Origin of the sequence: Streptomyces alanosinicus, from assembly GCF_014650595.1 — a bacterium.
GTDB classification, from domain to species: domain Bacteria; phylum Actinomycetota; class Actinomycetes; order Streptomycetales; family Streptomycetaceae; genus Streptomyces; species Streptomyces alanosinicus.
In genome coordinates, this window is sequence record NZ_BMVG01000006.1 from 216681 (window position 1) to 242218 (window position 25538).

Genomic DNA, 25538 nt, shown 5'->3' on the forward strand with positions numbered 1-25538 from the left:
ATGGGAGATCTTGAAATACGGCATGCGACCGCCGACGACCTTCCGGCGATCGTCGCCATGCTCGCCGACGACCCCTTGGGCGCCCAGCGTGAGACCCCCGATGACATGACCCCCTACCGGGCCGCGCTGGAACACTTGGACGCCGACCCGAACCAGCACCTAGTCGTCGCCGTCCGTGAAGACCGCTTGGTCGGAACACTTCAGCTCAGCGTCATTCCCGGGCTCTCCCATCAGGGGATGAGCCGCGCGCTCATCGAGGCCGTGCGCATCCACGCAGACGAACGGGGCAGCGGGCTGGGAAGTCAGCTGATCGAGTGGGCGATCGACACGTCCCGGCAGTTCGGCTGCCGGATGGTCCAGCTGACGTCCGACAAGTCACGCACCGACGCCCATCGTTTCTACGAACGGCTCGGCTTCAGCGCCACGCACGAGGGCTTCAAGCTACGGCTTTGAAAAATCGCGGGACCACAACGCGATGGGGGGTGTGTTTCACGTGAAACACACCCCCCAAGACCTAGCGGATACCCCGCCATCCCTCCGGATCCACCCCACCGGGGACTGCGGCCTCGGGGTCGTACGGCTGCCGGGTGAACACGAACGAACCGAGGTCGAGGTGGCTCACGGCGCCGTCCGGGCGTCGTACGGGCCGCAGCAACTCCCCGGCGAAGTAGCCCTCCAGGCCGGTCCAGGTGCCGTCACCGTTGGAGCGCAAGCGGGACCGCCGGCCGGCGCCGGTCAGCGGACCGAGCGCGAGAAGCCCGTCTGCGGTCACCCGAAGGCCGAATGCGTTGGTTCCCCAGTACCACGGCCCCGCCAGCTCCAGGACCTCAGGATCGACTTCGCTCAGCGGCCGCCAGGGCTCCGGGATCCGTGGTTCCGCCTCGGCGACGATCCGCACGAGGTCGGCACCCACCGCTCCCAGCAGCGGCCCACTGGTGCAGTTGGCCAGCACCACCGCCGCCACATCGTCTTCCACGCTGATGGTGAGATTCGCCAGGAAACCCGGCAGCGAACCTGAGTGCCCGACCAGGAGCCGGTCGCCCCGGCGCTGGATCTGCAGACCGAGGCCGTAGGTGACCCCGTCCAGTACATCCGCCGCCTCTGCCGGCGCCGCCGGCGTACGCATCTCCCGGACCGACTCCGCGCTCAGTACCCGCTCGTCCCCCGCTGCGAGAAACGCCGCGAACCGCGCCAGGTCCCCTGTGGTCGACCACAGCTGGCCGGCCGGCGCCATCCTGCCCAGGTCCTCCAGCGGCTCCGGCAGCATCGCGTCCGCCCATGGATGCACGGCCCATCCACCCGCGTGCGGGGCCTGCGGCTGCGCGCTCGTGCGGTGCAGGCTGAGCGGCTCAAGGATCTCGCGGTTCAGTACCTCCTCCCAGGGAGCGCCGCGCAACTCCTCCACCAGCGCGCCGAGCACGGTGTAGCCAGGGTTGGAGTAGTGGTGCCGTCGGCCGACGGGGTGCAACAGGGGCTGCTCGCCGAGCACATCGCTCAATTCGGGGCGGAGGGTGCCAGGAGTCCGCTCCCACCAGGGCGCGGGCGACTCGGCCGCCAGGCCTGCGGTGTGCGCGAGCAGTTCGGCGATCGTCGCCTCGCCCACGCCGGTACCCGGAAGATGCTTCTCCAACGGGTCGCCGAGGTCGAGCAGCCCCTCGTCGCGCAGCCGCATCACGAGGACGGCGGTGAAGGTCTTGGTGATGGACCCGATCCGGTACTGCACACTCTCGTCCGGCCCATGCCCGTCCACCGAGGTCCGCGCCCCGTGCCACACGGTTCGCCCACCCCGCACGACGGCCGCGACCAGCGACGGCGCCCGCCCTTCGGCCTGTGCGACGGCGATCCGGTGCAGCAGTGTTCGCCGAGTGGTGGGGAGCAGCTCTTCCTGAGGTGTCGTCATGGCCCCAGTCCACCTGGTCGAACGGCGGTGGTCGAGTTCATTTCACGGACGCCGTTCGGTGACCGATCAGGTCTGGGCCATGTCCACGAAGCGGGAGTAGTGGCCCTGGAAGGCGACCGTGATCGTGGCGGTGGGGCCGTTTCGGTGCTTGGCCACGATCAGGTCGGCCTCGCCCGCGCGCGGGGACTCCTTCTCGTACGCGTCCTCGCGGTGCAGCAGGATGACCATGTCGGCGTCCTGCTCGATGGAGCCGGACTCACGCAGGTCGGAGACCATGGGCTTCTTGTCCGTGCGCTGCTCGGGACCACGGTTGAGCTGGGAGAGCGCGATGACGGGGATCTCCAGCTCCTTGGCGAGCAGCTTGAGGTTACGGGACATGTCCGAGACCTCCTGCTGACGGCTCTCGGCGCGCTTGGAGCCGCCGGACTGCATCAGCTGGAGATAGTCGATCACGACCAGCTTCAGGTCGTTGCGCTGCTTCAGGCGGCGGCACTTGGCGCGGATCTCCATCATCGACAGATTGGGGGAGTCGTCGATGTAGAGCGGTGCGGCCGATACGTCCGGCATACGGCGGGCGAGCCGGGTCCAGTCCTCGTCGGTCATCGTGCCGGACCGCATGTGATGCAGGGCGACCCTGGCCTCGGCGGACAGCAGGCGCATCGCGATCTCGTTGCGGCCCATCTCCAGTGAGAAGATGACGCTGGGAAGGTTGTTCTTGATCGAGGCGGCCCGGGCGAAGTCCAGGGCGAGCGTCGACTTACCCATGGCGGGGCGGGCGGCGATGACGATCATCTGACCCGGATGCAGGCCGTTCGTCAGGGAGTCGAAGTCGGTGAAGCCGGTCGGAACACCGGTCATCTCTCCGCTGCGCGACCCGATCGCCTCGATCTCGTCGAGGGCCCCTTCCATGATGTCGCCGAGCGGCAGATAGTCCTCGCTGGTGCGCTGCTCGGTGACGGCGTAGATCTCGGCCTGAGCGCTGTTGACGATCTCGTCCACATCGCCGTCGGCCGCGTATCCCATCTGTGTGATGCGTGTACCCGCTTCGACCAGGCGGCGCAGTACCGCCCGTTCATGAACGATCTCCGCGTAGTACTCGGCGTTGGCCGCCGTCGGCACGGTCTGGACGAGGCTGTGGAGATATGCGGCCCCACCGACCTTGTTGATCTCGCCGCGCTTGGTGAGTTCCGCGGCGATGGTGATCGGGTCGGCCGGCTCGCCCTTGGCATAGACGTCCAGGATCGCCTGGTAGATCGTCTCGTGCGCGGGCTTGTAGAAGTCGAGGCCCTTGAGGATCTCGACGACGTCGGCGATGGCGTCCTTGGAGAGCAGCATGCCGCCCAGGACCGACTGCTCGGCGTCCAGGTCCTGCGGTGGCACCCGTTCGAAGGAGGAGCCCCCTTCGTCCCAGGAGGCGTTCTCCCGGCCCCGGTCGTGCTGTTCGCCACGACCCCGGCCCCCGTCACCCCGTCGACGGGAGGCAGGCAGACGATCACCGGGCCCGGCTTCGGCCCACGGATCGTCCAAGGGCTCGGAAATGCTCACCGAGTCACCTCCTCCCGTCCGCACGGCGGACCTCGCCGTGTCCTCTTTTGTACGGCACGACACTGACAACTGAGAGGCCCAACTCCGGTTCCGGCGCATCGGTTCTGTGACGATTCCAGGGCCAGGGAAAAGGCGCTTCCCAGGCCGAGGGAAGGAGCGGGCGCCGGACCACGGTAGGCCTGTCGGCACCGTCAGCCAATCTGGTTATCCACAGGCCATGTGGACGACGGCCCGGATGCTGTGGAGAACTCGCCTAAACCTGTGCACGACTCGGTGGACAGTGCTGTGAACAAGCCCTCGATCCAACCAGTCAGACCCATCTGACCTGCATGTTTACCATCCACCGGCTGTGCAGAAGAAAAACTTCCCCGACAGGACAAAGATCGCTTCGAACGGTGCGCGAGAGGACACAGCCCGAGAGACAAAGTAAGGGTCATTCACCGCTTGCATCGCTTACCTGTGGACGATTAGATTAGCGCCCATGACACAGGCTCTCGCGATACCCAAGGCCACCCGCCGGCGGCACGACAGAGAGATCGTCGCGCTGGCCGTCCCGGCCTTCGGCGCGCTTGTCGCCGAGCCTCTCTTCGTCATGGCCGACAGTGCCATCATCGGCCACCTCGGGACCGCTCAGCTCGCCGGCCTCGGCATCGCCTCCGCCCTCCTCACCACCGCGGTGAGTGTCTTCGTCTTCCTCGCCTACGCCACCACCGCCGCCGTGGCCCGACGCGTCGGAGCCGGCCATCTGCAAGCGGCCATTCGCCAGGGCATGGACGGTATCTGGCTGGCACTGCTCCTCGGCATCGGCGTGATCGCCGTCGTCCTTCCACTGGCCCCCGGCATCGTGGACCTCTTCGGCGCCTCCGCGACCGCGGCCCCTTACGCCACGACGTATCTGCGGATCTCCGCGTTGGGCATCCCGGCCATGCTCATGGTCCTCGCCGCGACGGGAGTGCTCCGCGGACTGCAGGACACCAGGACGCCGCTCTACGTCGCCATAGGAGGCTTCGTCGCCAACGGCGCCCTCAATGCGGGACTCGTCTACGGCGCCGGACTCGGCATCGCCGGCTCGGCCTGGGGCACGGTCATCGCGCAGTGCGGCATGGCTGCCGTCTATCTGACCGTCGTCGTACGCGGGGCCCGTCGGCACGGAGCTTCCCTCCGCCCGGACGCCGCCGGCATCCGGGCCTCGGCGCAGGCAGGCGTTCCGCTCCTGGTCCGCACCCTGTCACTGCGGGCGATCCTGATGATCGCCACGGCAGTCGCAGCACGGATGGGCGACGCCGATATCGCCGCTCACCAGATCATCCTGTCCCTGTGGAGCCTGCTCGCCTTCGCACTCGACGCGATAGCGATCGCGGGACAGGCCATCATCGGCCGCTATCTCGGCGCAAACGACACCCAGGGTGCCCGTGAGGCCTGTCGCCGCATGGTCCAGTGGGGCATCGCGACCGGTGTGCTCCTCGGGCTGCTCGTCGTGGCCGCCCGGCCGCTCTTCCTTCCACTGTTCACAAGTGACTCCATGGTCAAGGACGCCGCCGTGCCCGCACTGCTGATGGTGGCGCTCTCACAGCCCGTCTGCGGCATCGTCTTCGTGCTCGACGGAGTCCTGATGGGCGCCGGCGACGGACCGTATCTGGCCGGGGCCATGGTCGTCACCCTCACGGTGTTCGCCCCGGTCGCCCTGCTCGTGCCCACGCTCGGCGGTGGGCTGACCGCACTGTGGGCCACGATGACACTGATGATGACCATCCGCATGCTCACCCTGTGGCTGCGCACCCGCTCGGGCCGCTGGATCGTCACCGGTGCCACCCGCTGACGCGGAGCCGTTTCACGTGAAACATGCGCCGGTGGCCACTTCGGCCATGTGAAAGGGGCCGCACCCTCGCGAGGGTGCGGCCCCTTTCACTGGCTCAAACGAGCACAGCGATCACGCGGCGATCAGGCCGCGATGACCTCGATGTTGACCTTGGCGGCAACCTCGGGGTGCAGACGCACGGACGTCTCGTGGGCGCCCAGCGTCTTGATCGGGGAAGACAGCTCGATACGACGCTTGTCCACCTCGGGGCCACCGGAAGCCTTGATCGCGGAGGCGATGTCGGCCGGGGTGACGGAACCGAAGAGACGACCGGCGTCGCCGGAGCGGACGGCCAGACGGACCTTCACGCCCTCAAGCTGGGCCTTGATCTGGTTGGCCTGCTCGATGGTCTGGATCTCGTGGATCTTGCGAGCACGACGGATCTGCTCGACGTCCTTCTCGCCACCCTTGGTCCAGCGGATAGCGAACTTCCGCGGGATCAGGTAGTTGCGAGCGTAACCGTCCTTGACGTCGACGACGTCGCCCGCGGCGCCGAGGCCGGAGACCTCGTGGGTGAGGATGATCTTCATGTGTCGGTCACCCTTCCCTTATCGCGCGGTGGAGGTGTAGGGCAGCAGCGCCATCTCACGGCTGTTCTTGACGGCCGTGGCGACGTCACGCTGGTGCTGCGTGCAGTTGCCGGTCACGCGACGGGCACGGATCTTGCCGCGGTCGGAAATGAACTTCCGCAGCATGTTCGTGTCCTTGTAGTCCACGTACGTGACCTTGTCCTTGCAGAAAGCGCAGACCTTCTTCTTAGGCTTGCGCACAGGCGGCTTCGCCATGGTGTTTCTCCTGTGTGATCAAGAAGTTTGGGTACGACCCGCCCTCGACCGCAGGCCCGGATCACCGGGCCCGAAGGCCTAGAAGGGGGGCTCGTCCGAGTAGCCGCCACCGCCGCCGCCGGAGTTTCCACCCCAGCCGCCGCCACCGCCGCCGCCCTGGTTGCCACCGGCCGGAGCACCGGTCGCCCACGGGTCGTCGGCAGGAGCGCCGCCACCCTGCTGGCCGCCACCGGAGTTTCCACCCCAGCCGCCGCCCTGCTGGCCGCCACCGCCGCCGTAACCGCCCTGGCCACCGCGCGCGCCACCGGCGGTCTTGGTGACCTTGGCCGTGGCGTTGCGCAGGCTGGGGCCGACTTCCTCGACGTCCAGCTCGTAGACCGTGCGCTTGACGCCCTCACGGTCCTCGTAGGACCGCTGCTTCAGCCGGCCCTGCACGATGACGCGCATGCCTCGCTGGAGCGACTCGGCGACGTTCTCCGCCGCCTGACGCCAGACCGAGCAGGTCAGGAAGAGGCTCTCGCCGTCCTTCCACTCGTTGGTCTGGCGGTCGAAGGTGCGGGGAGTGGACGCGACGCGGAACTTCGCGACTGCCGCACCGGACGGGGTGAAGCGCAGCTCGGGGTCGTCGACAAGATTGCCGATGACCGTGATGACGGTCTCGCCTGCCATGGGGGAACCTCTCGGCGGGTTTGCTGCTCTGGCTGCTTGGTTGCTACTCGAATCCCGAGATCAGCTGAGCGGGAAATACTCAGTGGGTCTCGGGGCGGAGGACCTTGGTCCGGAGGACCGACTCGTTCAGGTTCATCTGGCGGTCGAGCTCCTTCACGACCGCAGGCTCGGCCTGCAGGTCGATGACCGAGTAGATGCCCTCGGGCTTCTTCTTGATCTCGTACGCGAGACGACGACGGCCCCAGGTGTCGACCTTCTCCACCTTGCCGTTGCCCTCACGGACGACGGCGAGGAAGTTCTCGATCAGGGGGGCGACAGCGCGCTCCTCCAGATCGGGGTCGAGGATGACCATCACCTCGTAGTGACGCATGTGGAACCCACCTCCTTTGGACTCAGCGGCCACGGTCGTTCCGTGGCAGGAGGGTTGTGATGCGTCCGCAACGGTATCGGCCACCACTGACAATGGGGGCTCCCTGAGGGTTCCCGCAGTGTTACCTGGGCAGGCTTGAGCAGACACCGGTGCAGACGGTACAGACTACCCGCACACCCGCTTCCGGTTGAAATCCGGCCGTGAAGGCCGCCAATCTGTACACGACGGGTGTGCGCGGCGCTACGATGCGCCGCTTTCCGTAGGAGGTGCCCATGGCACAGGCATTGCATCCCAACACCGCCGGTTCCCTCTTCGCCACGGACGGCAAGCCCCATCCGCTCCAGGACAGCCTGATGGCGGCCACGTTCGTCCTCGGCGTGCTGTCCTTCATCACGTCCTTCTTCCACAGCCTCCATCTGCTGACCTCGTGGACAGGCCTGGTGGGCCTCGGCGTCGGCATCTACGGACAGTGGATCTCGGTGACCACGCGACAGCGCTTCGTGCTGATCCTGGGTCTCGGCGCCGCTGGGGTCGGTTTCCTGATCGGCATGGCGCACGGCGGACTGTTCGGCGGAGTCATCAGCAGCTGACCCCCCGGACGGCGTCCGCCGGACGTCGTTTCGCACCCCACGAGCCGCCCCGGCCGCCCGTCGGCCGGGGTCAAGGCCGTACGCCCAGTCGAGGCGCGCACAAGGCGCAGTAGGCTTCGGCGCGAGAGCCGGAGCCCCTGTACCCATGGGGACACACCAGCCCGAGGAGCGCCCCGACATGAGCCTGACCCTGAGGACCATCAGCCGCGAGCAACATCTGGCCTACATCCAGAGCCTGCCGTCGGCGAGCCACATGCAGGTCCCGGCCTGGGCCGATGTGAAGGCGGAGTGGCGTTCGGAGAGCCTCGGCTGGTTCGACGACCGCACCGGCGAACTGGTCGGTGCCGGCCTGGTCCTCTACCGCCAGCTGCCCAAGATCAAGCGCTACCTCGCCTATCTCCCCGAGGGCCCGGTCATCAACTGGTACGCGCCGAATCTGGACGACTGGATCCAGCCGATGCTGGCCCATCTGAAGCAGCAGGGCGCCTTCTCCGTGAAGATGGGCCCGCCGGTGATCATCCGGCGCTGGAACGCCGAGACCATCAAGAAGGGCATCCAGGACCAGGACGTCAAGCGCCTGCGCGACCTGGAGGCCGACTTCATCGAGCCGCGCGCCTTCGAGGTGGCCGACAAGCTGCGCCGTATGGGCTGGCAGCAGGGCGAGGACGGCGGCGCCGGCTTCGGCGACGTCCAGCCCCGCTACGTCTACCAGGTGCCGCTGGCGAACCGTTCCCTGGAAGAAGTCCACAAGAACTTCAACCAGCTGTGGCGGCGCAACATCAAGAAGGCCGAGAAGGCCGGCGTCGAGGTCGTCCAGGGCGGCTACCAGGACCTGGCCGAGTGGCAGCGGCTGTACGAGATCACAGCGGTGCGCGACCACTTCCGGCCCCGCCCGCTGTCGTACTTCCAGCGCATGTGGTCGGCCCTCAACACCGAGGACCCGAACCGGATGCGGCTGTACTTCGCCCGCCACAACGGTGTGAACCTCTCCGCGGCGACCATGCTGATCGTCGGCGGCCACGTCTGGTACTCCTACGGCGCCTCCGACAACATCGGCCGGGAGGTCCGGCCCTCGAACGCGATGCAGTGGCGGATGCTGCGCGACGCCTACGCGCTCGGCGCCACCGTCTACGACCTGCGCGGCATCTCCGACTCGCTGGACGAGACCGACCACCTCTTCGGCCTCATCCAGTTCAAGGTCGGCACCGGCGGGCAGGCTGCCGAGTACCTCGGTGAATGGGACTTCCCGCTGAACAAGCTGCTCCACAAGGCGCTCGACATCTACATGTCACGCCGCTGAGCCACGGGCGTTTGATTCCATAGGGTTCACAGCTTTCACCTCTCAGATACACCGCAGCCACGAGAAAGGTTCCGGGTCCGGCCATGGCGCTCACGCTCTACGTCGACACCGCGCGCTGGCGGGCGCACCACAAGCACGTGCACGAGCAGTTCCCGGGCCTTGTCCCGGTCTGCAAGGGCAACGGCTACGGCTTCGGGCACGAACGGCTGTCGGAGGAGGCCACGCGGCTCGGCGCGGACCTGCTCGCGGTCGGCACGACCTACGAGGCCGCACGCATCAAGGACTTCTTCGGCGGTGACCTGCTGGTGCTGACGCCGTACCGGCGCGGCGAGGAGCCCGTACCGCTGCCCGACCGGGTGGTGCGCTCGGTGTCGTCGATCGACGGCGTGTACGGCCTCGTCGGCGCGCGGGTGGTCATCGAGGTGATGTCCTCGATGAAGCGCCACGGCATCAGCGAGCAGGACCTGCCCCAGCTGCACCAGGCCATAGAGAATGTCCGGCTGGAGGGCTTCGCCATCCATCTGCCGCTGGACCGCACCGACGGCTCGGACGCCGTCGAGGAGGTCATCGGCTGGATGGACCGGCTGCGCGCGGCCCGGCTGCCGCTGCACACGATGTTCGTCAGCCATCTCAAGGCCGATGAACTCGCCCGCCTCCAGCAGCAGTTCCCGCAGACCCGGTTCCGCGCCCGCATCGGTACGCGGCTGTGGCTGGGGGACCACGAGGCCACCGAGTACCGCGGTGCCGTCCTGGACGTCACGCGCGTGTCCAAGGGCGACCGGTTCGGCTACCGGCAGCAGAAGGCGGCCTCGGACGGCTTCCTGGTGGTCGTGGCGGGCGGAACGTCCCACGGGGTGGGCCTGGAGGCCCCGAAGGCCCTGCACGGCGTCATGCCGCGCGCCAAGGGCGTCGCACGGGCCGGCCTCGCCACGGTCAACCGGAACCTTTCTCCGTTCGTCTGGGGCGGCAAGCAGCGCTGGTTCGCCGAGCCGCCGCACATGCAGGTGTCGATCCTGTTCGTCCCATCGGACGCCCCGGAGCCGAAGGTCGGCGACGAACTGGTGGCCCATCTGCGGCACACCACCACGCAGTTCGACCGGCTCATGGACCGCTGAGTCCGGCCCAGGACAGGCTGAGTCCCGCCCAGGACAGCGAGAAGGCCGTACACGCATCGCTCGTGTACGGCCTTCGGCATGACCTTCCGACAGAGTGTTCGCTCAGAGCGAACGCCCCTCGGGGGAGGGCGGGACCGGCCGGCCCCAGTCCACCTGAGGCGCTTCGGCGTGGGCGGCGTGCCGCGGCGGATGCGCTGCCGCGCCGAGCACAAAGACGTCCGGCGCACCGTCGAGCACCCCGCCCGAAGGGTCGTCGTCGCCCGACCGGCGCACCACGTCCCGCTCCGGCATGAGGATGTCCCGCACGACGACCACGCACAGATACAGCGTGCCCACCAGGTGCAGCACGATGGACCATTGATAGCCGTGCGTCGGCAGGCCCTTGTGGGCGTCTCCGCTGGTCGTGTAGGCGAGGTACATCCAGATGCCCAGGAAGTACGCCACCTCGCAGGCCTGCCAGATCAGGAAGTCCCGCCACTTGGGCCGGGCAAGGGCCGCGAGCGGCACCAGCCACAGGACGTACTGCGGGGAGTAGACCTTGTTGGTGAGGATGAAGGCCGCCACGATCAGGAAGGCCAGCTGGGCGAAGCGCGGCCGGCGCGGGGCGGTGAACGTCAGAGTGGCGATGCCGAGGAAGCTCAGCACCACCAGCACCATGGCGGCGGTGTTCACAAAGCCGGTGCTGGGCGGGTTGTCGGAGTTCTGTGCCCACACCAGCCAGAACGAGCCGAAGTCGACGCCCCGCTCCTGGCTGAACGTATAGAACTTCGACCAGCCCTGGAAGGCGAAGAACATCACCGGCGCGTTGACCAGGAACCAGGCGATCGCCGTACCGGCCACGGCCTGGGCGTACTCCCGCCACTTGCCGGCCCGCCAGCACAGCACGAGCAGCGGGGCGAGCAGGAACACGGGATAGAGCTTGGCGGCCGTGGCGAGGCCCAGGAGGACGCCGAAGGCGACGGGACGACTCCGGGACCACATCAGCATCGCGGCGGCCGTGAGCGCCACGGCCAGCAGGTCCCAGTTGATGGTCGCGGTGAGCACGAAGGCGGGAGCCAGTGCGACCAGCAGGCCGTCCCAGGGGCGCCGGCGGTGGGTGCGGGCCACGCAGACGGCGATGACGGCCGCGCACACCATCAGCATTCCGGCGTTGACGAACCAGTACCACTGCTCCTGGTGCTGGATGGAGCCGCTGTGCGGGGTCATCCAGGACGCCACCTCCATGAACACTCCGGTCAGCACCGGGTATTCGAGGTAGTCCATGTCGCCCGTGAGCTTGTCGAAGTACGGCACGAGATGATCGGCGAACCCACGGCCCTGGTAGAGGTGCGGGATGTCCGAGTAGCAGGCATGCGTGTACTGACTGCTCGCGCCGAAGAACCAGGCGCTGTTGTAGCAGGGTGCCTTCTGGACCAGGCCGAGGGCGAACATGCCGATCGCCACGAGCGCGACGACCCTGACCGGGGTCCACCAGGAGGTCCCCAGCAGGGCGCGCCGCCCGAGGGGACCGCCGATCAGCTCACTGCCGGCCTTGGCGATCTCGTCCTCGCTGGTCGGGCGCACCGGTTCTGCCGTGGTGGGCCGCACGGGCTCGGGCTCGTGCATGCTCGCGGGCGTCGTCTCTGCACTGGGCATGGGCCACATCCTGCCGTACCTGTCTAGCAAAACGCCGAGGGCCGCCGCACCTGGTGGGGTGCGGCGGCCCATGTTTCACGTGAAACACCCTCGGTGGACGAAATGGTCGCCAACCGGTCAGGGGCGGCGGCTAACCGTTCTGGCCTCCGAAGATGCCTCCGTTGCCGTTGCCACGGGTGCTACCGCCGGCCCCGGTCGTATCCGTGACGGTCGGCGTCGGAGTGGTGCCTCCGTCGGTACCGCCTGTGTCATTGCCGCCGTTGCCGTTGCCGCCGTTGCCGTTGCAGGGGTTGCCCCAGCTCCACTGGCAGGTATCGCTTGACGACGGCGACGGAGACGAGGACGTCTGGCTGGGCGACGGGCTCGGCGACGGACTCTGCGTCTGACTCGGGGTGGCCGACGGGGTCGGCGTCGGGCTCGGGTCGGCGTTGATCACCGTGCCGATGGGTTCCGGCGCCGGGAACGGCGTGGCCGGCTGGCCCTGCAGCGCCTGGAACATGTAGTCGTGCCAGATCTCGGCCGGGAACGAGGCACCGTGGATCTTCTCCTGGCCACCTGTTCCGTACATCTCCAGGAATTTCCGCGCCTTGTTGTTCGCGTTGTCGTCCAGGCGGAACATGCTGATCGCGGTGGACAGCTGCGGGGTGTACCCGACGAACCAGGCGGACTTGTTCCCGTCGGTGGTACCGGTCTTGCCCGCCACGTCGCGGCCCGGAAGCTGGGCGTTGGTGCCGGTACCCTTGTCGACCACTGTCTTGAGAACGTCGGTGACGTTGTTCGCCACCGCCGGGGTGAAGGCGTCCTTGGCCTGCGTCTTGTGCCTGTAGAGCAGTCCGTCCTTGTTCTCGACCCTGTCGACCGAGTACGGATCGTTCTGCTTGCCACTCGCCGCGAAAGTGGCATAGGCGCCGGCCATGCGGATCGCGCTCGGGTCGGACGTACCGATCGAGAACGACGGGTAGTTCGAGCTGGCGAGGCTGCCCTCCAGGATGCCCGCGGACAGTGCGGACTCCTTGACCTTGTCGAGGCCGACATCCATGCCCAGCTGGACGTACGCGGAGTTGACCGAGTACTGCATGGCCTGGCGCAGGTCGATCTTGTAGTTGGGCGGGGAGCCCGTGGACTCACCGCCGTCGTTGGTCTGAAGCCACTCCTTGCCGTCCTTGTCCGTCCAGACCGTGTGGTCGTACTTCCTGATCTTGAGCTTGTTCTGTCCGCTGTACAGGCTCTTGGGGGAGATCTGCGTGCGCGCGTCCTGGGGCTGCGACTCGGGGCCGTCCGGGTTCCGCACGCCCCACTGCATCGCCGAGGCCAGCACGAACGGCTTGAACGTCGATCCCACCTGGGCGCCGGTCGAGTCGGCGTTGTCGGTGAAGTGCTTGGTCGCGTCATCACCGCCGTAGATGGCCTTGATGGCGCCCGAGGTCGGATCCACCGAGGCGCCGCCGAACTGAACGTAGGTGTCCGTCTTCGGCCGCAGCTTCTCCTTGATGTTCGCCTTCTGGACCTTCTTCACCGCGGACTCGAGCTGCTGGACCTTCTTCTTGTCGAAGGTCGTGTAGATCCGGTAGCCGCCCTTCTGCAGATCGGTCGCGGTGATGTGGGTCTTGTCGCTGTTGTTGATCAGGTAGGACTTGGCGAGGTCGACCAGATAACCGATCTGGCCGCTGAGCCGGCTGTTCGCCCTGGGGTTCTGCACCTTCGGCAGGGTGGTGTACCCGGCCCGCTTGGCTGCGCTCAGATGGCCGTACTTGACCATCTTGTCGAGCGTGTCCTGCATCTGCGCCAGAGCCCGCCTGCGGTTGGCCTCGGGCGTGGCGTTCGGATCGATGGAGGTGGCGCCCGCCGGGTCGTAGTACGTGGCGCCCTTCAGCATCGCCGACAGGAACGCGCACTCGCCGGGATCCAGGTCGACGGCCCGCTTGTTGAAGTACGCGTGCGCCGCGGCTTCGATCCCGTAGGCCCCACGGCCGTAGTACGCCGAGTTCAGGTAGCCCGCCAGGATGTCGTCCTTCTTGACGGTGGCGCCCACCTTCATGGAGATGAAGATCTCCTTGAACTTACGGGTGACCGTCTGCGACTGGTCGTCCAGTCGCGCGTTCTTCACGTACTGCTGGGTGATGGTGGAACCACCCTGCGTCTGGCCGCCCGTGGCCATGTTGAAGATCGCTCGGGCGATGCCCGTGGGGTCGACACCGCTGTCGGTGTAGAAGGTCTTGTTCTCCTGCGAGATCACCGCCCAGCGCATCGCCTCGGGGATCTCCGCGAGGTTGACGATCTGGCGGTTCGCCTCGCCGCCGGTGGCGACCATCTGCGAGCCGTCGGACCAGTAGTAGACGTTGTTCTGCGCTGTTGCGGTGTCCGCCACGTTCGGCACGCTCACCATGGCGTACCCGATGCCCGCCACCGCCACCAGGCTGCCGATGAAACCGACGAACAGGCCGGTCACGAGTTTCCATGACGGGACCCAGCGCCGCCAGCCGAACTTCTCGGACCTGGGATAGTCGATGAACCGCTTCTTGCCGGGTGCCGTCGACGCACGACCCCTGCCGCGCCCGGGACCGGACGGGCCGCCGGGGCCACCACGCCGGCCGGACGGGCCCGCGTTCTCTGCGCCTCTGCGGCGGCCGCCTCTCTGTGACGCCCGGCGGGCCTCTGCACGGCCGCCGTAGGGACGCTCCTCACCTCCGGGACCGCTGGAGTCCGGCCCTTGGGAACTGGACCCATAGGAGTCGGTTGGGGACCCGGTGGCGCCTCGCGGTGCCGCGCGGCGACCGGGGGACGAACCGGATTGGCCGCGTCGGGCCGCGGCACGTCCGCCTCCCTGCGGCTGCGGCGGTTTGCGACGGTGCTCGCTCATCGAACGATTACTCCTCGGGCAGGCGCACCCGTGCGCGCCTGGAACGGCGGCTGTTTTCCGGTCCCCCCGAAGTACGGATGTGGTCGGTGCTGCATTCACCCGTACTGCACCGGGGACGACGACGCCCCCGAGGCGTCACTTGGTTCCCGGTGGTCTGCATGCCGCACAGACTACGCACCGCCAAAACCCGCCGAGCCCAGAAGTTCACCCCAAAACAGGCAACTTGCATCGTATGAATCGGTGATGTGACCCCGTTCACCACAGTCCCTCTTGTCGCCTGCGCAAGGCCGTTCTATCGTCGTGATGTATCGAGTCGATACATCAGCGCGAGATAAAGATGCTGAGAAGCACTGCGAGACCCGCGGGAGCGACCAGCGGGACCGAGAGGAGGCGACGATGAGCCGACGTTCCGGCATCCTCGAGTTCGCCGTGCTCGGCCTGCTGCGAGAGTCCCCGATGCACGGCTATGAGCTGCGCAAACGACTCAATACGTCCCTGGGTGTGTTCCGGGCCTTCAGCTACGGGACCCTCTACCCCTGCCTCAAGACGCTGGTCGCCAACGGCTGGTTGATCGAGGAACCGGGCAGCACTCACGAGGACGCCGCTCCCCTCGCCGGACGCCGAGCGAAGATCGTGTACCGATTGACGGCAGAAGGTAAGGAGCACTTCGAGCAGCTGCTCTCGCAGACGGGTCCCGACGCGTACGAGGACGAACACTTCGCCGCACGCTTCGCCTTCTTCGGGCAGACGTCACGCGATGTGCGCATGCGTGTACTGGAGGGCCGGCGCAGCCGGCTGGAGGAGCGCCTGGAGAAGATGCGCGCCTCCCTGGCACGCACGCGGGAGCGCCTCGACGACTACACACTTGAGCTCCAGCGCCACGGGATGGAGTCCGTGGAGCGCGAAGTGCGCTGGCTGAACGAGCTCATCGAGAGCGAGCGGGCCGGACGGGACCTGAAGGGTTCCGCTTCCGGGGGGTCCGCTCCGGACACCACCACTGGATCGACGGGCGGCCTGCCCCGTACCGGAGACACCTCCGGTACGGATACGCCCGGCGACACCGCCACGTGAGTCCCACCTCAGGGCCTCACTCGTACACACAGGGAGCAACCGGAATGGGTTCGGTTCGCGTAGCCGTCGTCGGCGTGGGCAACTGCGCCGCGTCGCTGGTGCAGGGAGTCGAGTACTACAAGGACGCCGACCCGGCGTCCAAGGTGCCCGGCCTGATGCATGTGCAGTTCGGTGACTACCACGTGCGCGACATCGAGTTCGTCGCCGCGTTCGACGTCGACGCCAAGAAGGTCGGCCTCGACCTCGCGGACGCGATCGGCGCCTCCGAGAACAACACCATCAAGATCTGCGACGTGCCCACCTCCGGTGTCACCGTCCAGCGCGGCCACACCCTCGACGGCCTCGGCAAGTACTACCGCGAGACCATCGAGGAGTCCGACGCCGAGCCGGTCGACGTCGTTCAGGTCCTGAAGGACAAGCAGGTCGACGTTCTCGTCTGCTACCTGCCGGTCGGTTCCGAGGACGCGGCGAAGTTCTACGCCCAGTGCGCCATCGACGCCAAGGTCGCCTTCGTCAACGCCCTCCCGGTCTTCATCGCCGGCACCAAGGAGTGGGCGGACAAGTTCACCGAGGCCGGTGTGCCGATCGTCGGTGACGACATCAAGTCCCAGGTCGGCGCCACCATCACGCACCGCGTCATGGCGAAGCTGTTCGAGGACCGCGGTGTCATCCTGGACCGCACGATGCAGCTGAACGTCGGCGGCAACATGGACTTCAAGAACATGCTGGAGCGCGACCGCCTGGAGTCCAAGAAGATCTCCAAGACACAGGCCGTCACCTCCCAGATCCCCGACCGGGACCTCGGCGAGAAGAACGTCCACATCGGCCCGTCCGACTACGTGGCCTGGCTGGACGACCGCAAGTGGGCCTACGTCCGCCTCGAGGGCCGCGCCTTCGGTGACGTCCCGCTGAACCTGGAGTACAAGCTCGAGGTCTGGGACTCCCCGAACTCCGCGGGTGTCATCATCGACGCCCTGCGCGCCGCGAAGATCGCCAAGGACCGCGGCATCGGCGGCCCGATCCTGTCGGCGTCGTCCTACTTCATGAAGTCCCCGCCGGTTCAGTACTTCGACGACGAGGCCCGCGAGAACGTCGAGAAGTTCATCCGCGGTGACGTCGAGCGCTAGCTCGACACAGCGCACGAGAACGCTCCTGCCAGGGCTGTGAAGGTCCCCGGGTCCACTGACCCGGGGACCTTCCGCATATGTGAGGCTGTGCCCCATGCCCGTCGTCCGTGACCTGCACGTCCTGCTGCGCCTGCGGTACTTCCGACGCCTGCTGTACGTCCGTCTCCTGTCCCAGGGCGCCGACGGCGTCTACCAGGTCGCGCTCGCCGCGTACGTCGTCTTCTCCCCGGAGAAGCAGACCTCGGCCACCGCCGTCGCCTCGGCGATGGCGGTCCTGCTGCTCCCCTACTCCCTGGTCGGCCCGTTCGCGGGCGTCCTGCTGGACCGCTGGCGACGCCGGCAGGTCTTCGTGTACGGCAATCTGCTGCGCGCTCTGCTGGCGTCGGCGACGGCCGTGCTGATCCTCACCCCTGTCCCGGACTGGCTCTTCTACGTCTCCGCGCTGTGCGTCACCGCCGTCAACCGTTTCGTCCTCGCGGGCCTGTCCGCCTCGCTCCCGCGCGTGGTCGACAACGAGCGCCTCGTGATGGCCAACTCCCTCTCGCCGACCGCCGGTACGCTCGCCGCGGCCGCGGGCGGCGGCCTCGCCTTCGTCGTACGGCTGGTGGCGTCGGATTCCGACGCCGCGGTGGTCCTGCTGGGCGCCGTCCTGTACCTGTGCGCGGCGCTCGCGTCCCTGAGCTTCGCGCCGGGGCAGTTGGGGCCGGACGCCGCGTTGGTCCAGCCCCGCCTGGCGACGGCGCTCACCGGCACTGCCCGCGACCTGGCGGCAGCCGTACGCCATCTCGTCGGCCCGAAACGCCGGGAGGCCGCCTGGGCGCTCGTCACGATGACGCTGATGCGGTTCTGCTACGGCGCCCTGCTGGTCATGCTGCTGATGCTGTGCCGCTATGCCTTCGCCTCTAATCCGGACGACGGACTGCGCCTGCTGGGGCTGGCGTTGGGTACCTCGGCCGCCGGGTTCTTCGCGGCGGCCGTGGTGACGCCCTGGGCCGCGGGGCGGCTCGGCCCGGGCCGCTGGATCGTCGTGTGCGCCATGGCAGCCGCGGTCCTGGAACTCGCCCTCGTGCTCCCCTTCGCCGTCGGCCCCATGCTGGTCGCGACCTTCGTCCTGGGGCTGACCACCCAGGGAGCGAAGATCGCGACCGACACGGTTGTGCAGTCTTCGGTCGACGACGGATTCCGTGGGCGCGTCTTCTCCGTCTACGACGTGCTGTTCAACATCGCTTTCGTCGGCGCCGCAGCAGTAGCCGCCCTGATACTGCCGCCTGACGGCCGCTCAGTCACGCTGGTCGTCACCGTCGCCGTCATCTACGGAGCGGTTGCTGGGGCTATGGCCCGCTTTGAACACCGCTGAGTGTCACATCAAAGCCACAGAGTCCCCCTGGAGTACAGGAGTGTCGGCGGAGGCCGGTAACTTACGTGCGTCTTATGCGCCTCACATGCGCGCAGCTCACCACACTCTTCTAGGGGGATCCAAGTGACGACTCCGCCGCCCCAGGGCCAGAACCCGTTCGCGCAGGGCCAGCAGGCGTACGGTCAGCCCCAGGCCCCGTATCCGCCGCAGGGCGGCTACCCGCAGCAGCCGGGCCAGCCCGGGTTCCCCCAGCAGGGCGCGGCGCCGTATGCACCGATGCCTCCTCAGCGGCCGAAGCGCGGCATCAGGCAGTACGTGCGCACAGTCGGCGCCATCGTCGCCCTGATCGTCATAGCCGCCGGCTGGTGGCTCAACCACGACGACGACGCCAAGAAGCTGGCTGTCGGTGACTGCCTGACGAACAAGGGATCCAACAGCCACGTGGATGTCCAGAAGCTGGACTGCAGCGACCCGAAGGCGGACTACAAGGTGCTCAAGAAGGACGGCGGCACCAGCATCGCCACGCTCGCCTGCCAGTCGGTCCAGGGAACGACCGCTGCCATCGAGTGGAAGGAAGGCAGCGACTCCTTCGTCCTCTGCCTGGGAGACAACAAGTAAGCGCTCGGGGGTGTGTAGAGGGCGGTGTTTCACGTGAAACACCGCCCTCTACACATCGGGGTCACGCATCGGGGTCATGTTTCACGTGAAACATGACCCCGTTTCGCTGCCTCAGTTCTGCTCGGCCCACCAGTCCTTGAGAGCCGTCACTGCCATGTCGTACCCCATCGGACCGTGCTCAAGGCGCAGCTCCAGCATGTGCTTGTACGCCTTGCCGACGACAGGACCGGGGCCAACACCCAGGATCTCCATGATCTGGTTGCCGTCGAGATCCGGGCGGATCGCGTCCAGCTCCTCTTTCTCCTGGAGCTGGGCAATGCGCTCCACCAAGCCGTCGTAGGCCCGGGACAGCGCGGCCGCCTTCCGCTTGTTGCGGGTGGTGCAGTCCGAGCGAGTCAGCTTGTGCAGGCGATCCAGAAGCGGGCCCGCGTCACGGACGTAGCGGCGCACCGCCGAGTCCGTCCACTCTCCGGTGCCGTAGCCGTGGAAGCGCAGGTGAAGTTCGACCAGCTTCGAGACGTCCTTCACCAAGTCATTGGAGTACTTCAAGGCAGTCATGCGCTTCTTGGTCATCTTGGCGCCGACCACCTCATGGTGGTGGAAGGAGACGCGGCCGTCCTTCTCGAAGCGACGCGTGCGCGGCTTGCCGATGTCGTGCAGCAGCGCGGCCAGCCGCAGCGTGAGATCAGGACCGTCCTGCTCCAGTGCGATCGCCTGTTCCAGCACGATCAGTGTGTGCTCGTAGACGTCCTTGTGCCGGTGGTGCTCATCGCTCTCCAGCCGCAGCGCCGGCAGTTCGGGCAGCACATGGCCCGCGAGCCCGGTGTCGACGAGCAGCGCCAGACCCTTGCGCGGGTACACGGAGAGGATCAGCTTGTTCAGCTCGTCCCGGACCCGCTCGGCCGAGACGATCTCAATGCGTTCCGCCATCCCCGTCATCGCGGTGACGACCTCGGGGGCGACCTCGAAGTCCAGCTGGGCGGCGAACCGGGCGGCCCGCATCATCCGCAGCGGATCGTCCGAGAACGACGCCTCGGGCGTACCCGGCGTCCGCAGCACCCGCTCCGCCAGATCCTCCAGGCCCCCGTGCGGGTCGATGAACTCCTTCTCCGGGAGCGCCACCGCCATCGCGTTGACCGTGAAGTCCCGACGGACCAGATCCTCCTCGATCGAGTCGCCGTAGGACACCTCGGGCTTGCGCGAGGTGCGGTCGTAGGCCTCGGACCGGTAGGTGGTGATCTCGATCTGGTAGCCGCCCTTGTGCGCGCCGACGGTGCCGAAGGCGATACCGACCTCCCAGACGGCGTCCGCCCAGGGCCGGACGATCTTCAGTACGTCCTCGGGGCGGGCGTCGGTCGTGAAGTCCAGGTCGTTGCCGAGTCGGCCGAGCAGCGCGTCGCGCACCGACCCGCCGACCAGGGCGAGGGAGAACCCGGCCGCCTGGAATCGGCGGGCGAGATCGTCGGCGACGGGGGCCACCCGCAGCAGCTCGGTGACCGCGCGCTGCTGCGCCTGGCTCAGGGCAGAGGGAGTGTCTTCGTTGGGGTTCGGCACAACAGAAAAGGGTACGTGCCCCGACGACCAGGGACGCCCTCCATTTCCCGCAGGGGCGGCTCAGGCTCCCTCCAGCAGCGGCCCCGGCAGGGGCCGTGGACGCTCCTGGCATACCCGCCGCAAGCGCCGCTCTCGCGGCCTACGGAAGCTCTCCACTCGATACTGGATATAGAGGACGGGTTGCCGATCTTCTCGATCTTGTGATGGAGACCGCGGCACTTCCCCTCAGCGCGCATCGTTACCATGCGTGGACGCACATTCCGACGACCACTGACGACGACGAGGGACGGACGAGCGCGTGGCCGAGGCGGCTCACTTCCAGGGGACCAGTGCCTCACCTGCCCGCCGGTGGCTACGGCGCAGCGGAGCGCTGCTCGCCGGTGCGCCACTGCTGGCCGGGCTGCTCCAGCTGACCGCCGCGGCGCCCGCCCAGGCCGCCTCCAGGGGCGCGGTGTCCGTCTCCGTGGACTCGCTGACCCCCAGTGCCCCCACGGACGGGGAGACGGTGACCGTGTCGGGCACGGTGACCAACAACGGCAGGCAGACCGTCACCGACGCCCACGTGGGGTTGGGGGTCGGCCCTCTGCTGGACACCCGCTCGGCGATCGACGCCGTCTCCCGGCACTCGGCCGACCTGCAGGGCGGCGGCTCCGAGGTCGGCGGCAAGTACGTGCAGAAGTTCGCCCAGCTGCCCCCGGGCGTCGCGGAACACTTCAGCATCTCCGTCCCCACGGACAAGCTCGGCCTCGACGACGACGGCGTCTATGAATTCGACGTCTCCCTCTCCGGCCAGACCGCCGCACAACAGTGGGACCAGATGCTCGGCATCCAGCGGACCTTCCTGCCCTGGCAGCCCTCCGAGGCCGACACCAAGACGAAGACGACGTTCCTGTGGCCGCTGATCTCCAACGTCCATATGACGGCCAAGACGGGCGCCGGTGAACTCCAGACGCCGGTGTTCCTCAACGACGACCTGGCCAAGGAGCTGGCGCCCGGCGGCCGACTGGCGCAGATGGTGGCGCTCGGCAAGGACCTCGACGTCACCTGGGTGATCGACCCGGACCTGCTGGCCTCGGTGGACGCGATGGCGACCGGCAACTACCGGCTGCCGGGCGACGGCGACACCACCACACCCGGACCGAAGGACCGCCAGGCGATCGCCAAGCAGTGGCTGGCGGATCTCCAGGACGCGGTGACGGGCAAGGAGGTGGTCGCGCTGCCCTTCGCCGACCCGGACCTCGCGTCCCTCGCGCACAACGGCACCAGCGTCACCGGCTCGCTCAGCCATCTCAAGGACGCCACCGACGTCGCCGCCATCACCGTCAACACTGTGCTGCACGTGACGCCGACCACCGACTTCGCCTGGCCGGTGGACGGCGCAGTGGACCCGTCGATCATGAAGGTCGCGACCTCCGCCGGAGCCGACCGCGTGATCGCCCGCAGTGACAGCCTCCAGGAGACCGCCGGGCTGCCGTACACCCCCTCCGCGGCCCGCCCGGTCGGCGGCGGCACCACGGCGGTGGTCTCCGACGCGCGGCTGTCCACGGCGTTCGGGGGCGATCTGACGAAGGCGGGCTCGACCACGCTGGCCGTGCAGGAGTTCCTGGCCCAGAGCCTTGAGGTGAACGCGCAGACGGACAAGGAGCGCAGCATCGTCGTCGCCCCGCAGCGCATGCCCACGGCGAGCCAGGCGCAGGCGATGGCGACGGCGCTGCGGGCGCTCCAGGACGGGAACTGGTCACAGTCCCAGGACCTCGGCGCGGCGGCCAAGGACAAGCCCGACCCGAACGCCACCACGGCCATCCCGTCGGCGTCCTCCTACCCCTCGTCGTTGCGCGCGCAGGAGCTGCCGCAGGATGCCTTCGCGCAGATCGCGCGCACCCAGGACAAGCTGAACAGCTTCCAGGTGATCCTCTCCGACCAGTCCCGCGTCGTCACACCGTTCGGGCGGGCCATAAACCGTGAGATGTCCGCGTCGTGGCGGGGCAGGGACGCGCAGGCGCAGGGCTTCCGGAACGGCGTGGAGCACTGGCTCGATGATCTGGCCGACCAGGTCAAGCTGATCGACAAGTCGGAGACCAAGCTCTCGGGCCGCAGCGCCACCATCCCGGTGACCGTCCAGAACAACCTCGTCCAGCCCGTCGGCCATCTGGTCCTGCGCCTCACCTCCAGCATGCCGACCCGGCTGAAGATCGGCGGCAAAGCCTACTCCGAGCAGCCGGTCGAGATCTCCGGTGGACACAGCCAGTCCGTGAAGTTCACCACCTCGGCCAACGCCAACGGCCGGGTCACAGTTGTTGCCCAGCTGTACACCGAGGACGGCCAGCGGTACGGCGACGCCGTCAGCTTCGATGTGAAGGTCACGGAGATCACGCCCACCGTGATGCTGGTCATCGGCGGCGGTGTGCTCCTGCTCGTCCTCGCCGGCTTCCGGATGTACACACAGCGCAAGCGCGCCGCGGCCCGTCAGACGGAGGAGGACGGTCCCGGCACGGCGGAGCAGGGCACCGACGAGCCCGGGAACCCCGACGCCCCCTCGGACCGTCTCCCGCAGGAGCCGGAGGAACCGGAGGAATCCAGCTCCCCCTCCGGGGCGGAAGCCCCGGAGCACCCGAGTGACCCTGCGCCGGACACCGCACCGGAAAGCACCGACCCGTCCGGGACGGGTGAGAGAGTGGACCGTTGAGCGATGTCGTGGCCGGTGGGCCCGGGACGATGAGGTGGGGTAAGCATGAACGCGCCGTACGACGGTGATCGTGGCCAGGGCGCGGCCGGCTCGGGCTACCCCGAGACGCCGCCCGAGCCCGGTCAGGTGCCGCCGCAGCAACCGGCGGACATGTATCTCCAGGACGCCTACGACCACGACCCCTACCGTGCGCAGGATCTGACCGCTCAGGACCCGGTCGCCGAGGCGCTCTACGACCGCGCCGCGCACCCGCCGCCCCCGCCGGGCAGCTACGACCAGCAGCCGCTCTACGGCCGGCCCGCCCAGTCGCCGCACGCGCCCGATCCGCGGGTGTGGGCGCAGACGCCGGCGCCGGAGCCGGAGGGCGCGACCCCGTACCTGCCGTACGGCGACGACCCGCGCACAACCCAGTTCGTGGGCGTGGACGACCTGGTCACGCACTCGGGTGAGGAGCGTCACGAGCCGGACGCCTTCGCGCACCTGTTCAAGGACCAGCAGCAGGGCGGCGGGCAGGCACCCATGGATCCGCCGGGCTTCTCCGGCCCGGCCGCCGCTCCGGGCATCGGGTACGGTGCCGCCGCGGCCTACCCGCCGGCGCACGGCCAAGGCCCGCAGCAGGGCAACCCGTACGCCGAGGCCTCCTACCCGGCTGCCCCGGGGAACCCGGCGCAGCCGCCGGTGCCCTCCCCGGCCGCCGCGCCGGATCCCGCCGGTCCGCACAGGGACGCGGAGCCGGTGCCGGCCGCTCCCACGGCTTCCGCCGCGCCCGTGAAAAAGAGCGGCAAGGCCGGGGGTCTGCTGAAGTCCAGCGCCGTCATGGCGGCGGGCACGATGGTCTCCCGCCTCACCGGTTTCATCCGCTCCGCGCTGATCGCCGCCGCACTGGGGCTGGGCTTCCTCGCCGACTCGTTCCAGGTGGCCTACCAGCTGCCGACGATGATCTACATCCTCACCGTCGGCGGCGGCCTCAACTCCGTCTTCGTGCCGCAGCTCGTGCGCTCCATGAAGGAGGACGAGGACGGCGGCGAGGCGTTCGCCAACCGTCTGCTGACCCTCGTGATGGTGGCGCTGGCCACACTCACCGGACTCGCGATGTTCGCGGCGCCGCTGCTGGTACGTCTGCTGTCCAACCCGGTCGCCACCAACCCGGCGGCCAACGAGGTGGCGGTCACCTTCACCCGCTACTTCCTGCCCTCGATCTTCTTCATGGGCATCCATGTGGTGATGGGGCAGATCCTCAACGCGCGCGGCAAGTTCGGCGCGATGATGTGGACCCCGGTCCTGAACAACATCGTCATCATCGTGACGCTCGGCATGTTCATCTGGGTCTACGGCACCGCCGCCAACTCCCACATGACGGTTTCGACCATCCCGCCGGAGGGTCAGCGCCTGCTCGGCGTCGGTGTGCTGCTCGGCCTGGTCGTCCAGGCACTGGCGATGATTCCGTATCTGCGCGAAACGGGCTTCCGGATCCGGCTGCGGTTCGACTGGCGGGGCCACGGCCTGGGCAAGGCCGCGATGCTCGCCAAGTGGACGGTGCTGTTCGTCCTCGCCAACCAGGCGGGCGCGATGGTCGTCACCCAGCTGTCCACCGCCGCCGGCGAGCACTCCGGCATCAAGGGCACCGGCTTCGCCGCCTACGCCAACGCCCAGCTGATCTGGGGCCTGCCGCAGGCCATCATCACGGTCTCCCTGATGGCCGCCCTGCTGCCGCGTATCTCGCGCTCGGCCGCCGAGGGCGACGCCGGCGCCGTCCGCGACGACATCTCCCAGGGCCTGCGCACCACCGCGGTCGCCATCGTCCCGATCGCCTTCGGCTTCCTCGCCCTCGCCATTCCGATGTGCACGCTGATCTTCGGCTCCGCGGGTACCGACTCGGCCACCAACATGGGCTACATGCTGATGGCCTTCGGCCTCGGCCTGATCCCGTACTCGGTGCAGTACGTCGTCCTGCGCGCCTTCTACGCCTACGAAGACACCCGCACGCCCTTCTACAACACCGTCATCGTCGCCGCCGTGAACGCGGGCGCCTCGGCGCTCTGCTACTTCCTGCTGCCCGCCCGCTGGGCAGTCGCCGGCATGGCGGCGGCGTACGGCCTCGCCTACGCGATCGGTGTGGGGGTCGCCTGGCGGCGGCTGCGCACGCGGCTCGGCGGTGATCTGGACGGTGTCCGGGTGATGCGGACGTATGCGCGCCTGTGCATCGCCTCGGTGCCGGCCGCTCTGCTCAGCGGCGCGGCCTGCTACGGCATCGGGCACACTCTCGGCCAGGGCGTCATCGGCTCCTTCGCCTCGCTGGTCGCGGGCGGTGCCGTCCTGCTCGGCGTCTTCTTCGTAGCCGCCCGGCGGATGCGTATCGAGGAACTGAACTCGCTCGTGGGCATGGTCCGCGGGCGTCTGGGCCGCTGAGGCGGGGGTAGGCGCACAACCATCGTCCGTCGTCGTGTGTCGTGCATAGCAGCGGACTGTGGGCACAATTGGTTTCGGCGTCGGACAGC

The 25538-nt window shown here is 68.1% G+C and carries 20 protein-coding genes; 11 read left to right on the forward strand and 9 right to left on the reverse strand.

Going from position 1 to position 25538, the window contains the following annotated elements:
• The gene (locus IE277_RS16150; RefSeq protein ID WP_189952918.1) at positions 1-453 is read left to right on the forward strand and encodes a GNAT family N-acetyltransferase; all 453 of its coding nucleotides are present in this window, start codon (positions 1-3) and stop codon (positions 451-453) included.
• Between the two features lie 61 nt (positions 454-514).
• Here IE277_RS16150 and IE277_RS16155 read toward each other — a convergent pair whose 3' ends face one another.
• Together IE277_RS16155 and dnaB are read right to left on the reverse strand one after the other, a co-directional pair.
• Positions 515-1900, reverse strand: coding sequence for a serine hydrolase domain-containing protein (locus IE277_RS16155; RefSeq protein WP_189952920.1), 1386 nt, complete (start codon positions 1898-1900; stop codon positions 515-517).
• Between the two features lie 66 nt (positions 1901-1966).
• The gene (dnaB, locus tag IE277_RS16160) at positions 1967-3445 is read right to left on the reverse strand and encodes a replicative DNA helicase (RefSeq protein WP_189952921.1); all 1479 of its coding nucleotides are present in this window, start codon (positions 3443-3445) and stop codon (positions 1967-1969) included.
• Positions 3446-3926: 481 nt separating this feature from the next.
• Here dnaB and IE277_RS16165 point away from each other — a divergent pair, with 481 nt between their 5' ends.
• Positions 3927-5264 (forward strand): MATE family efflux transporter, encoded by a 1338-nt coding sequence (locus IE277_RS16165; protein WP_189952923.1) that lies wholly within the window; start codon positions 3927-3929, stop codon positions 5262-5264.
• A gap of 122 nt (positions 5265-5386) precedes the next feature.
• Here IE277_RS16165 and rplI read toward each other — a convergent pair whose 3' ends face one another.
• The 4 genes from rplI to rpsF form a co-directional block, all read right to left on the reverse strand.
• Complete coding sequence (gene rplI, locus IE277_RS16170; RefSeq protein ID WP_189952925.1) at positions 5387-5833, reverse strand: 50S ribosomal protein L9; 447 nt, start codon at positions 5831-5833, stop codon at positions 5387-5389.
• A gap of 18 nt (positions 5834-5851) precedes the next feature.
• Entirely contained in the window at positions 5852-6088 is a 237-nt protein-coding gene (rpsR, locus tag IE277_RS16175; protein WP_003949403.1) for a 30S ribosomal protein S18, read from the reverse strand.
• Between the two features lie 78 nt (positions 6089-6166).
• Positions 6167-6757, reverse strand: a complete 591-nt coding sequence (locus IE277_RS16180; RefSeq protein WP_189952927.1) for a single-stranded DNA-binding protein — start codon at positions 6755-6757, stop codon at positions 6167-6169.
• A 79-nt stretch (positions 6758-6836) separates the two neighbouring features.
• Positions 6837-7127: a 30S ribosomal protein S6 gene (gene rpsF, locus IE277_RS16185; protein ID WP_094218672.1), complete on the reverse strand. Its 291-nt coding sequence runs from the start codon at positions 7125-7127 to the stop codon at positions 6837-6839.
• Between the two features lie 272 nt (positions 7128-7399).
• Here rpsF and IE277_RS16190 point away from each other — a divergent pair, with 272 nt between their 5' ends.
• The 3 genes from IE277_RS16190 (at position 7400) to IE277_RS16200 (ending at position 10132) form a co-directional block, all read left to right on the forward strand.
• Positions 7400-7717: a hypothetical protein gene (locus IE277_RS16190; RefSeq protein ID WP_189952928.1), complete on the forward strand. Its 318-nt coding sequence runs from the start codon at positions 7400-7402 to the stop codon at positions 7715-7717.
• 178 nt (positions 7718-7895) lie between these two features.
• Positions 7896-9017, forward strand: a complete 1122-nt coding sequence (femX, locus tag IE277_RS16195) for a peptidoglycan bridge formation glycyltransferase FemX (protein WP_189952930.1) — start codon at positions 7896-7898, stop codon at positions 9015-9017.
• Positions 9018-9100: 83 nt separating this feature from the next.
• The gene (locus IE277_RS16200; RefSeq protein WP_189952932.1) at positions 9101-10132 is read left to right on the forward strand and encodes an alanine racemase; all 1032 of its coding nucleotides are present in this window, start codon (positions 9101-9103) and stop codon (positions 10130-10132) included.
• 102 nt (positions 10133-10234) lie between these two features.
• Here IE277_RS16200 and IE277_RS16205 read toward each other — a convergent pair whose 3' ends face one another.
• Together IE277_RS16205 and IE277_RS16210 are read right to left on the reverse strand one after the other, a co-directional pair.
• Positions 10235-11767: a glycosyltransferase family 87 protein gene (locus tag IE277_RS16205; RefSeq protein ID WP_189952934.1), complete on the reverse strand. Its 1533-nt coding sequence runs from the start codon at positions 11765-11767 to the stop codon at positions 10235-10237.
• A 130-nt stretch (positions 11768-11897) separates the two neighbouring features.
• Positions 11898-14627 carry a transglycosylase domain-containing protein gene (locus tag IE277_RS16210; RefSeq protein ID WP_189952936.1) on the reverse strand — a complete coding sequence of 910 codons (2730 nt, stop codon included), beginning with the start codon at positions 14625-14627 and terminating at the stop codon, positions 11898-11900.
• A gap of 396 nt (positions 14628-15023) precedes the next feature.
• On the opposite strand from IE277_RS16210, the gene IE277_RS16215 reads away from it, so the two are divergent.
• The 4 genes from IE277_RS16215 (at position 15024) to IE277_RS16230 (ending at position 18800) form a co-directional block, all read left to right on the forward strand.
• Complete coding sequence (locus tag IE277_RS16215) at positions 15024-15698, forward strand: PadR family transcriptional regulator (protein WP_189952938.1); 675 nt, start codon at positions 15024-15026, stop codon at positions 15696-15698.
• Positions 15699-15742: 44 nt separating this feature from the next.
• Positions 15743-16825: an inositol-3-phosphate synthase gene (locus IE277_RS16220; RefSeq protein ID WP_189952940.1), complete on the forward strand. Its 1083-nt coding sequence runs from the start codon at positions 15743-15745 to the stop codon at positions 16823-16825.
• A 94-nt stretch (positions 16826-16919) separates the two neighbouring features.
• Entirely contained in the window at positions 16920-18182 is a 1263-nt protein-coding gene (locus IE277_RS16225) for an MFS transporter (RefSeq protein WP_189952942.1), read from the forward strand.
• A 123-nt stretch (positions 18183-18305) separates the two neighbouring features.
• Positions 18306-18800: an LppU/SCO3897 family protein gene (locus tag IE277_RS16230; RefSeq protein WP_189952944.1), complete on the forward strand. Its 495-nt coding sequence runs from the start codon at positions 18306-18308 to the stop codon at positions 18798-18800.
• A 111-nt stretch (positions 18801-18911) separates the two neighbouring features.
• Here the strand turns inward: IE277_RS16230 and IE277_RS16235 are convergent, their stop codons facing one another.
• Positions 18912-20354, reverse strand: coding sequence for a CCA tRNA nucleotidyltransferase (locus tag IE277_RS16235; protein WP_189952946.1), 1443 nt, complete (start codon positions 20352-20354; stop codon positions 18912-18914).
• Between the two features lie 298 nt (positions 20355-20652).
• On the opposite strand from IE277_RS16235, the gene IE277_RS16240 reads away from it, so the two are divergent.
• A complete protein-coding gene (locus IE277_RS16240) occupies positions 20653-23040 on the forward strand; it encodes a DUF6049 family protein (RefSeq protein ID WP_189952948.1) in 2388 nt (795 codons plus the stop codon).
• Between the two features lie 45 nt (positions 23041-23085).
• Entirely contained in the window at positions 23086-25449 is a 2364-nt protein-coding gene (gene murJ, locus IE277_RS16245; protein WP_189952950.1) for a murein biosynthesis integral membrane protein MurJ, read from the forward strand.
• Positions 25450-25538: the final 89 nt, after the last annotated feature.